Annotated in this window: 6 protein-coding genes; all 6 read left to right on the forward strand. The window is 54.4% G+C overall.

Annotated features, from left to right (window positions below):
* The first annotated feature begins 253 nt into the window (after positions 1–253).
* The 6 genes from RSSM_RS00395 to RSSM_RS00420 all read left to right on the forward strand — a co-directional run bounded on the left by RSSM_RS00395 (position 254) and on the right by RSSM_RS00420 (position 9,841).
* On the forward strand, positions 254–1,510 hold the full coding sequence (locus RSSM_RS00395) for an outer membrane protein assembly factor BamB family protein (RefSeq protein WP_008673177.1): 1,257 nt from the start codon (positions 254–256) through the stop codon (positions 1,508–1,510).
* A gap of 364 nt (positions 1,511–1,874) precedes the next feature.
* Entirely contained in the window at positions 1,875–2,894 is a 1,020-nt protein-coding gene (locus RSSM_RS00400) for a helix-turn-helix transcriptional regulator (RefSeq protein WP_144059455.1), read from the forward strand.
* Positions 2,891–4,420: a GIY-YIG nuclease family protein gene (locus RSSM_RS00405; protein WP_008673181.1), complete on the forward strand. Its 1,530-nt coding sequence runs from the start codon at positions 2,891–2,893 to the stop codon at positions 4,418–4,420. Before RSSM_RS00400 ends, RSSM_RS00405 begins: the two co-directional genes overlap by 4 nt.
* A 103-nt stretch (positions 4,421–4,523) precedes the next feature.
* Positions 4,524–5,126 (forward strand): hypothetical protein, encoded by a 603-nt coding sequence (locus RSSM_RS00410; RefSeq protein ID WP_044300361.1) that lies wholly within the window; start codon positions 4,524–4,526, stop codon positions 5,124–5,126.
* Positions 5,123–5,932, forward strand: coding sequence for a hypothetical protein (locus tag RSSM_RS00415; protein WP_044300363.1), 810 nt, complete (start codon positions 5,123–5,125; stop codon positions 5,930–5,932). The genes RSSM_RS00410 and RSSM_RS00415 overlap by 4 nt, the downstream gene beginning before the upstream one ends.
* A 183-nt stretch (positions 5,933–6,115) precedes the next feature.
* Entirely contained in the window at positions 6,116–9,841 is a 3,726-nt protein-coding gene (locus RSSM_RS00420; protein ID WP_008673187.1) for a P-loop NTPase family protein, read from the forward strand.
* Positions 9,842–10,408: the final 567 nt, after the last annotated feature.

The raw sequence follows: 10,408 nt of genomic DNA on the forward strand, positions 1-10,408 counted from the left end.
ACCTAAACTCTTTGCTCAACGGCATCGAGATGTTCATCGCACCGGTTGACTACACTCTCGCCGGACAAACTTCACGAATTGGCTCGATCGTGAAGATTCTGTTCGATCGGTACAACAACGTCTTCCTGATCTGCTAGCCTATCGCGAATTCAAATTCGTTCGAATGCGAGACGTTTCGTTGGGGATCGTCACCAACTGAACCCCGGTTTTCCGTCTCTCTGGCCTGCCTCCATAACCGCTGGATCGCTGTTTTATGTATCGTCTGCTGTACGCTCTGTCGCTGTTGGTCGTTCTCTCACCACTTTCGAGTGCCGAGGATTGGCGTGTTTGGCGCGGGCCGACGCTCGATAACCACGCTCCGGCATCGGCGGCCGACTCGATTCCGGTTACTTGGTCGTCGTCGCAAAACGTGCTTTGGAAAAGCCCGATCCCGGGCAGCGGGCATGCTTCGCCGATCGTGGTGGATGAGCATGTTTTCGTGCTGACGCATGAATCGGATTCGAAGACCATCTCGTTGCTGCGATACGATCTCGAGGACGGCGAGAGGTCGGGGCGGGTAGTATTGCACGAGGAAGTGGTTCCCCCGAAATACCTCCACAAAAAGAACACCTGTGCGTCCGGGACACCAGCGAGCGACGGGCAAGCGGTCTACGTTGCGGTTCAAGTCAACGACACGATCCAGGCGAGTGCGGTGTCGCTCGACGGGAAGATTCTGTGGCAGCGTACGGTCGCTCCTTACCAGGTCAGCAGCAAGTTTTGGTTTGGCTACGGATCATCTCCGCTGTTGAGCGACGATTCTTTGGTGGTCGCGGTGGATGTCGACAACGATGATCGCGGTTTGTATGCGTTCGACAAAACAACCGGCGAGCCCAAGTGGAGAGCACGGCGGCCTCGTTATGCGAGCTACTCGTCACCGATTCTCGCCAACGTCGATGGCAAGCAGCAAATCGTGATCAGTGGCGGTGCGCTGGTGGCCTCTTATGATCCCGGGACCGGTCGGGAATTGTGGTCGGTACCGGCTACGAGCGACACGACTTGCGGTACGGCGGTTTGGAACGAATCGATGGTTTTCGCCAGTGGCGGGTATCCCGATGCCGGGACATTCGGGATCGCGGTTTCAGGCAACAAGCCGGAGATCATCTGGCGAAACAAAGTGAAGTGTTACGAGCAGTCCATGTTGTTGGTCGGCGACTATTTGTACGGTGTCGGGAACAACGGCGTTGGCTATTGCTGGCGGGCTTCCGACGGAACCGAGATGTGGCGTCAACGAATGAAGGGGCCTCACAGCGCGTCACCGCTGCTGATCGGAGACCGCATTTACTCATCCAATGAACGTGGTGAAACGTTGGTCTACCGGGCATCTGCCGATGGTTTCGAAAAGCTAGCGAATAATCGTCTCGGCGATAGTTCCTTCGCCACGCCTGTGTACGCCGACGGAAAGTTGTTGTTGCGTCACGCATCCCGAGAGTCCGAACAACGTAACGAATACCTCTACGCCATCGGACAATAAACCGCTCTGCCTCAAAACGGTGTCTAACAACTCTCCCAGTGCAAACCTATCAACGGTCCTCTGCGCAGGAGCCTTCACACCCTCCACGCCACCGCCCACGTAGTGGATCTTGTTAAAGATCCCCCGCCCTGAATCCTCCAAAACCACCCAGGTCCCAAGACTCGATCACCGAGGAGGTTTAACAACCTCCACTACGCAGGGAATCTCGCTCAATTTCGAAAATTGCGAACAGGTTGGACACATGTTGTCCAGGCCACCCCCCCGCCAGCCAATGACTTGCTAAACTCACGCTGTTGCGAAATTTGAAGCGCGGCGTGGGCACAGACGAACGCGTCATAACCGCGGAAGGCGAGGTTTTCGATTGATGAGTATGGGAACGCAGCGGAAGCGTCATCCAGAATTACTGCGTTTGATCACACTGGGGCGGGGCGCAGTGACCATTGAATCGTTGGCCGGATCGCTCGGTGTCAGCGAAAAGACCGTCCGCCGTGACATCGAGGGCCTGCGGCAACTGGGGATCGCGATTCAAGAACACGTCTGCCGAAACGGCCGCAAGACCTACAGTTTGTCTCGCGAATCGATCGGCCGAGTCCGGTTCACGTACGACGAAGCGTTTTCGTTGATGGTGTGCAGGCCTGGAACAAGCGGTTTCAACGGCACCGTGATCGGCGACGCCTCCCGGTCCGCGTTCGAAAAAATCCAAGTCGCACTGGGCGGCAACCACGGCGAATACTTCGGGCGGATCTCTCCCTGGCTGCATCGTTCGCCTGGGTATGGCGACTACCGCGACCAAGCCGACGTGATTGACGCGATCACGCTCGGGATCGAAGAAAGCAACGCGACATCGATCGCCTACCGATCCGCCCGCTCGACCGAGCCCGTCACCTACGACATCCATCCTTATGGCTTGGCCGAGCACAACGGCGCGATGTACGTGGTCGGTCATTCCTGTCATCACGGCGAGATCCGAACATGGAAGATCGACCGGATGGAGTCCGCCGAAGTCACCGAGTTCCCCTTCGTCCGCCCCGCCGACTTCCGTCTGTCGAAGCATTTTGAAGGTGCCTTCGCCGTGATCGCGGGCAACGATCCCGTGACCGTCCGCATCCGCTTTCGAGGCAGCGCGGCCCGCTACGCAGCCGAGCGCGAGATCAATGACACACAAACGGAGACGCCCGGCCCCGGCGGCAGTCTCGACATCAGCGTCAGGCTGACCAGCACGATTGAAATCAAAAGCTACATCCTCAGCTTCGGCGCTGCCGCTGAAGTCATCGAACCCGAATCACTCCGCACCGAAGTCGCCCAAGAGCTGCAGCAAGCCCTCACCCGCTACGCCAGCGACCAAGCGTCCCCAAGCGATCAAGCTGGGAGTTCAAAACCATGAACGAACCCCAAAAAGTCACCCGCTATTGCCCCGAGTGCAAAGCGAAGGTTACAGCGGAAGAGCACCAGTTTGCCAAGCCGCAGATTTGTCCGAAGTGCAAGACACGTGTGCTGTTCGTCGACTATCTCAACGTCCGCCCTGAGCTCACACCTGAGTTGGTTGAGTTTGTCGATTCCGGCAATCCGCTCATGCAACCCAAGGTGCAACTGATCGCATTGGCTGCTGCTGTGGCACTCGCAATCGGGTTCATCGGCGCGGCGTTCTCCGGAATCACCATCGCTCTTTTCATCACTGCAGCGATCACCTTCGCCCTTGGGATTGCGGGTGTTGCGTATTGGTTGGACCACGGCACCAAAGCAAACCAGCTACGTCAATCCTATCGGTCGTTGGTGGTAACGGCCGAGCAATTGCATCGTCAGCAGACGACGCTCGTGCAGCAGTGCCATGGATTCCAAAACAACTTTGACCAAATCGTCGCTTCCGAAAAGGCCGCGGTTCAAGAACAGCATGCCAAACTCATCGCTGACGCCGCGGCTGATCGTGAAAGGGCGGCGGATGAATGGTCGGCAGTCCAAGTCCGGGTGTCGGAAGCGATGGACGAAGCCAAGGCCGAGATCGCCTCGTACGAAGCTGCCGCTGCTGCAATCGCGACCAGGTATCTCACCGAAGTTCGCAAAAGCATCAAGTCCAAACTCAATTCGAACAACTACCACAAGCAGCTCGAAACGTACGAGAAAGCAGTTGAGTTCTGTGGGAAGAAAGGATACCCAGTCAACCCTGAGGTTTATGAATCCGTCAAAGCCGAGTTAAAAGAGGATTACGCGGAAGCGGTTCGCAAAGAAGTTCAAAGGGCCGAGCAAGCACGAATCCGGGAACAGATCAAAGAAGAACAAAAAGCGGAACGCGAACTCGAACGCGAGATGAAACGGATCGCGGCGGAACGCAAAGCGATCGAAAAAGCGTTGGCGGATGCGTTGGCTCAAACACAGGACGAACATTCGGCCGAGGTGGAAGAGCTGCGACGTCGACTCCAGGAAGCTGAATCGAAAGGCCAACGAGCCATGTCCATGGCACAGCAAACCAAGTCAGGCCATGTGTACGTAATCAGCAACATTGGCAGCTTCGGCGATCAAGTCTTCAAGATCGGGATGTCGAGGCGTCTTGAACCGATGGACCGCATCAAGGAACTGGGCGACGCCTCGGTTCCTTTCCCATTCGACGTTCACATGATGCTGGAAAGCTCCAACGCCCCGGCCTTAGAAAATGCTCTCCATCGCGCGTTCCATGATCGCCGAGTGAACGGAGTGAACCTCCGGAAAGAATTCTTCCGGGTCTCCATTCAGGAGATCATCGACGTTGTCGAGAGCCTGCAAGACGACGAGCAACACACCATCCCCTTCACCGCCGGCCCATGCACCATCGAACCCGAAGCCGACCAATACCACGCCACGTTGGCGATGACTGAGGAAGACCGACAAATGATTGAATCGACCTATGAATCGGAAAGTCATGCAGCCAATGCATAGATCGAGCTAAAGACTGACGGCGTTTCGAACGCTACACCTCTGTTCCCCCCCGTCCCTGTTGACTACCTCACAAATTTACGTCGCTTTTTCAAGGTTCAATTACATGCCCACAGCCGATGAATCGTTGGCAAACACCAGCAATGCTCTATCTGATTTCAGACGCTATGCTGCTGACTTTACTTCGCTATCTGCATGGATGGGGAAGTTGTTCTTGTTGATACCGTTAGCAGATTTCGCGCTGCAGGTTGGCCCAAATTGGCCGAATGTCTGGCTTGGCAAGTTTGGCGGCAGCATTGCGTGCGGACTTGGGTTGATGTTTTGCTTTTTATCGTATGACTGGCAAAGCCTCTCGCAAAAAAAGTACAGCGTTCATATGGCATTTTCCTTGCTGCTGTTGACCGCCTTTTCGTTCACCTACATCACGCTGCATTCGATGTTCGTCGTTTCAATCCCCGACCAGGATACGCTCGTTACAACGGGTTACACACCGCTTCCACAGATCTTGGAATACGTCGAGTTGTCACCCAATCATCTTTCAGCAAAAGATCTTCTGGAGAAATTCCACGAAGCAGAATCCATTTGGACACTCGGATCGCTGACAGTTATTCGATTGAGCCTGCTGTGTTCCTGGTTATTCGGTTGGGTAGCCTTCACTCTCGCCGTCGGCGTTTTTATCATTTCACAGTGGAAGAAGACCAAAACATGAAGAATCCAATTGCATTGCTTGTTACATGCCTTGTTTGCATGGCCAGCCAAAGCGACTTCTCTTTTGCACAGGCACCGCCGGGATCACTTCAAGCGAGCGAACTCACATCACTGGCAAAGTCTCTCATCGCTCGTGAATTCGTTGTCGTTTGGCCATCGCAGATCGAGGTGGGGCAAGCGACGTTGAGTTATGATTTTCCTTCGATTGAAAAATGGGATCCGGGAACAAGTGCTCATCAGTCCGCGCTCGCCCACGAATTCGTGATTCAATCAATTCAGAGAAGTCGGCGTCCACAGGAAGAACAGCCGTTTTGGGACGAAACCTTTCGTCAGGTGCGGGGAGAGATCCAGCGGATACTTGACGATGCTGCACGCAACGGGGACGGTGTCGATAGCAAATCGCATTTTCATGGGACGAGTTGGCTGGCGACTCGATTGCAGAACATTGATCGAATTTACGACCAGCGAATGCGAGTACTTGCGCGGCAGTATGGGGTAGTTGTCGTGACTGAGACTCGGATGGAGAGTTTTATCGTTCATCTGAAGTGTGATCCGCCCAACGGTACCATTCGCTTAATCCCCGCTGGGTACTGGGAACTGTATCGCATGCGAAAGAGAGTCGATCCAAAAGCAGTTCAACCAACTTGGCAAGTTACTCAGCAAGGAGGTGTTTCACTCTATGGTCAAAACTATGTTCACGTGACCTGGGAAGACGGAAGATCCTTCGGGCCCGAATTGGTGCGATTTCAAATCAACCAACATTTGAAATTCACACCATCTGGACCACGCCAGTATCGGGGGCAATAGTCGCAAATTTTGACGGACAACAGGAAGCGAAGTTAACCATGTCGGCAAAACCAGAGGGTGCGCGAGGGACTGTTGAGTTCGCGCGTTTTTATTTGCTCTCCACAAACTTAGACTGTTACCCGATCAGCTTCGCTAGGTCTTGCCGACTCCCGACACCGCAAACGAAAGAGCGAGCACGTTAAAATGTTTCGAATCGACCACCGAACGTTACAAGCACGCCTCTCCGGTGACGGAGGCGGCCCCTTTACGCACTTCGTTGACGAATTGATTCAGCTCGAGGCATTCATGGCCGGTGTTCCAATGAATCAATTTCATCGGCAACTGCGAGTGAACATTGCTGACGGTGGCGTCGACACGTGTCTCGAAGTGCCTCTTGTTAACTCAAATATTGGGTGGTTCGAAACGCCGACCTGCTGGCAATACAAGGCAGAAGCGACTTACGAAACAAAATCGCTTATTCGTGAAATCGAGGGTGAGATGCGTAAGGAGCACGCGACGAAGCTCATTCAGAAGGGACACGCGTATCGTTTCTGTATATTGGCAGATATTCCAGATAATACCACGCAAAAAATCGAGGCCAAGATGCTCGCGGTTGCAACTGAAATTTGCAACCAGACTGGCGGGGCACCTGAACGGCCGAGACTGGTGGACGGGGCCGATTTGCAGAACTGGATTGAATTGCGGCCGACAGCCGTGCTTTCTTTGACCGAACAAGCTGGCGAGTTTCTCAGTTTGCGGAGTTGGGTCGCCAACACGAGAGATTTAACGCCAGACTACGTTCCCAGTCGTTCTGCAACCGGCATGTCTGATCGCATTTGTGCTCACGTCGACTTCCAACGCGCCGTTTCCGGATCGGACGTGTGCTTGACGATTTCTGGTCTCAGTGGCGTCGGAAAGACACGGTTCGTGGCGGAGACGCTTGATTCGATCGAGGGCGCTCATTCGCTCGTCGTCCAGACGGCCAACGATCAGCAAGCACGAGAGCTTGCAGCACGCGCAGCCGAAGATCCCCGAACAACATTGATTCTCGTCGCGGACGAGTGCAGTCCGGCTTCAGTTCGCTTGCTTCAAGGGCTCGCGGCGGCAAGCTCGCATCGTATTCGAATCATTGCGATCGAGCACTTTGAGCGACTGACGGGCGGCGGTGCTAACCAGCCGGAAGCATGGCTCGACAAGTTGCCACCGGAGACGACCAATGCAATCCTCTGCACAAACTTTCCGGAAGTACCGGAAGAAACCCGTGAACGTATCGTCATCCTTTCCGACGGATACATTCGTTTCGCTGCCCTGATTTGTCGGAACGAATCGGGCCACAATCTGAGCGACCTGACGCAGACGATTCAATCTGTCAGTCAGTGGGTGGATCACTATTTGGAAGACGATGTGGATTGCGACCTGGTCGGTGCGATCGCCTTGTTTTCGCGAGTCGGCTTCCGAGATGAATTCCGAGGCGAGTTGGAAAGTCTGTCTGACTTGACCTCTACACCCATTCGAGAAATTGAGCGTCGCGTTGAGAAGATTCGAAATCGAACCGGCTTCGTAACTCAACAGGGACAATTCTGGTACGTCACCCCAGAGTTGATCGCACCTGAGATGTTTCGTCGAGGATGGCGTGCCTTCGCGGAGAATGATTTGGATAGCTTTGTGAGGACTCTACCACCACCAATGCTTGAACAATTCAAACGTCGCGTCGAACACTACGGTGGCAAGGAGGTCGCGGCACGGGTCGCGGATTACTTTCGCGGATTGATGGTCACGCTTTCAATTGACGATTTGCTTGACGCCGATGTCGTCGAATTTATGGTCTCGATCGTAAAGTTGGATCCGTCCAGATACGTCCATCGGGTCGCCGACCTCGTTGAAAACAGCTCCGCCGAAGACATCGGCAAGATCGGCACGCAATTAGGAAGCGGCTCGTGGGGGCCACGACGGCATCTTGTTTGGATGTTTGAAAAGATGGCACTCTTTCCAGAGTTCTTTCTCGATGCGGAAAGAGCGCTCTTCAAACTCGCATCGACCGAAACTGAGGACCACATCGGAAACAACGCGACAAAGATCTGGGCGACGCTTTGGCAGATCTACTTCTCCAATACTTCGTTGCCGTTCGATGAAAGGTTGACAGTTCTAAAGCGGCGATTTGACAGCCCAATGTCACTGGGACTTTGTGAACTTGCAATCGATGCCATGATCGGTCGCACCGGAGGTGGTCCGGTTCCTCCTCCCTTCTATGCGGGCCGTCCCGTTCCGGACGTGTGGTCTCCACAATCCCGAGAAAATGAGAGGCAATGCTTGACGAACGCGATTAATCTGTCGGTTGAACTGATGCAGAGCAAGCCGCCGCTCAGCGAGACGATTCTTGATGTGTTGTTGCGCAACCTGCTGTGGCTCGTTGATCGTGACGTGGTCGCAGTCCTGAGAGATTTGTTATCCGGAGTGGACCTATCGATTAGTCAGCGGCTCAAGCTTTACAATGCGTTGATTGAGAACGACCGTAGGTACTTTTCGCACGCTGACTTCGAAGGTACAGACTCCGTCCAAGTTGTACGGGAGTGGATTGACTCGATCCGGCCAACGGGTTTCGAAGAACAGTTGCGATCAGTTTGCTCATCCGACATCTGGGGAGAACGCTTCTTACCGGAAAACGAAGGAAAGCCCGGCGAGATCAACGAGTTGGTGCAAATCGCAATCGACAACCCCGGTGTGTTGAAAGGCTGCTTGGACTGGCTTTCCACCGATGAAGCGGTGGCTGCTCGGCGTTTCGGGGTCAAACTCGGTCAAGCGGACAAGGAACTCGTATTTGCCGATGCCATTTTGAATTCGCTCGGCCCCGATAGCAGCAAAGAGTTCCTCGCCGGCTATTTCTCTTCCCTCGTCAAGCACACCTCGTCGCTGCCGACATCGGTGCGGGAATACGTTGAGAAGGAATTTGCGAGTTCACCACGACATACGATGGGATTGGTCGAGGTCATCGGAAACAAAATGGATTTGTTTTCGAGGATCCTTACCTCGATCGAGAATGATGAGCTGTCCTCTGTCGACGTTGTGCGATTGGCCTACAACTTTGGCGGTCAGCCTCTGCCTCCCGAGGCGAGCTTGCGGTTGCTCGAATCATTCGCGTGCGACGACGCGAGATTTGATCGCGAGGCAAACTGGATGGTGCGATTAATTCATCACCTCATCATGGCAAATCGCCACGGAGAGGCTGAGCAAGATATTCTCGCTTCGCCTGCGTTTCGGGTGATCGCTCGTGAGACCTTGCAAAAAGCATTGCCCCAACTGGATCGTCATTCCGTTGGAGAATGGTGCCAGATCGGAACGAAGCTTATCCGAGAAGGCGATTTGGAATGTTTCAAGCTGTTTGAGGAGGCACTTGGAACGAACGACCTCAACTTGTGCCGGAAGTCACTTACCGGCCTCAAAGAATTGGCAGAGGAGTATCCCGTCGAAGTGATGGACTGTTTTGGGCGTGCGTTGGTTGGTGAGTCTGGAATCTACCTACGTGTTCACGTCTGTGATTATCTTCTTAACTCTCTTCCAAAACAGGTAGTCCTTGATTGGTGTGATAGCAAAACAACCAACGAGTTGAAGATGATAGCACGGCACATGCCACCTCCGAGTCAAACCGGATCATCGATGATTGTGCCCGACGTACTAAATGAGTTTTTACTAACGTACGGCACCGACGAAATTCTGGGTGAACTGCACGCAGGAAAGAACAGTTCAGGAGTTTGGAATGGACCTCTGTCGCCGCAGCTCAGGGATGAGGCCGAACGGCTGACGTCATTGTTGAATCATCCAAACCAGTGGATCCAGCGTTACGCTGCCCTGGAACGCGAGTACTTAGAGGACTGGGCAGCGCGTGAAGAGCTTCGTGAAGCGGACGAAGCAATTCAGCACCGAACGAAATAACGCTATCGGTCCACCATCGTCGTGAGCCAACAAAGGGGGGCGGGCCCGAATGGCACGGGCGTAAGCCTAAGTTGCTGTGGCGGAATGGTTGCGGTTCGGGTTGCGAGGGCAGGTCATCAAGCGGTCGTTCTTTCGCCGTCGCTCAAGTGTTCTCGTGCTTGCCTTCCGAGACGGCTGCAGACGGCCAGACCGGGAGCGCCTCGAGCGGGTTGTTCGATTGCTCCAGTTGACCTGACCGGAAACGCATGGATGCTGCGAGCGCTTGGGAAGAGTTTGGTGCTGGGCGTCGTGTCGTTGCCGTAGCCGACTGAGCCCTCTCTGTCGGCAATACATCAATGTTCTTGCATTGAAGCGATTGCCGAGACGTTGGCCGGTCAAATGGCAGACGGCCCACGAAAAGGGGACGGGGGTCGTTTTCGAGAATCGAATGCCCGCCAAGTGGTGGGCCTGGGCAACGAGCATACAAAAGACGGCAAACGGGGATGCGTTTTCGTGTCGTTCGCGTATTTCGTGGTCAACAACCGGCTGCGTTCGTGAAGTGATCGAGACCCAATCGGCCAGTCACCA

Origin of the sequence: Aporhodopirellula sallentina SM41 (assembly GCF_000346505.1) — a bacterium.
Classification (GTDB): domain Bacteria; phylum Planctomycetota; class Planctomycetia; order Pirellulales; family Pirellulaceae; genus Rhodopirellula; species Rhodopirellula sallentina.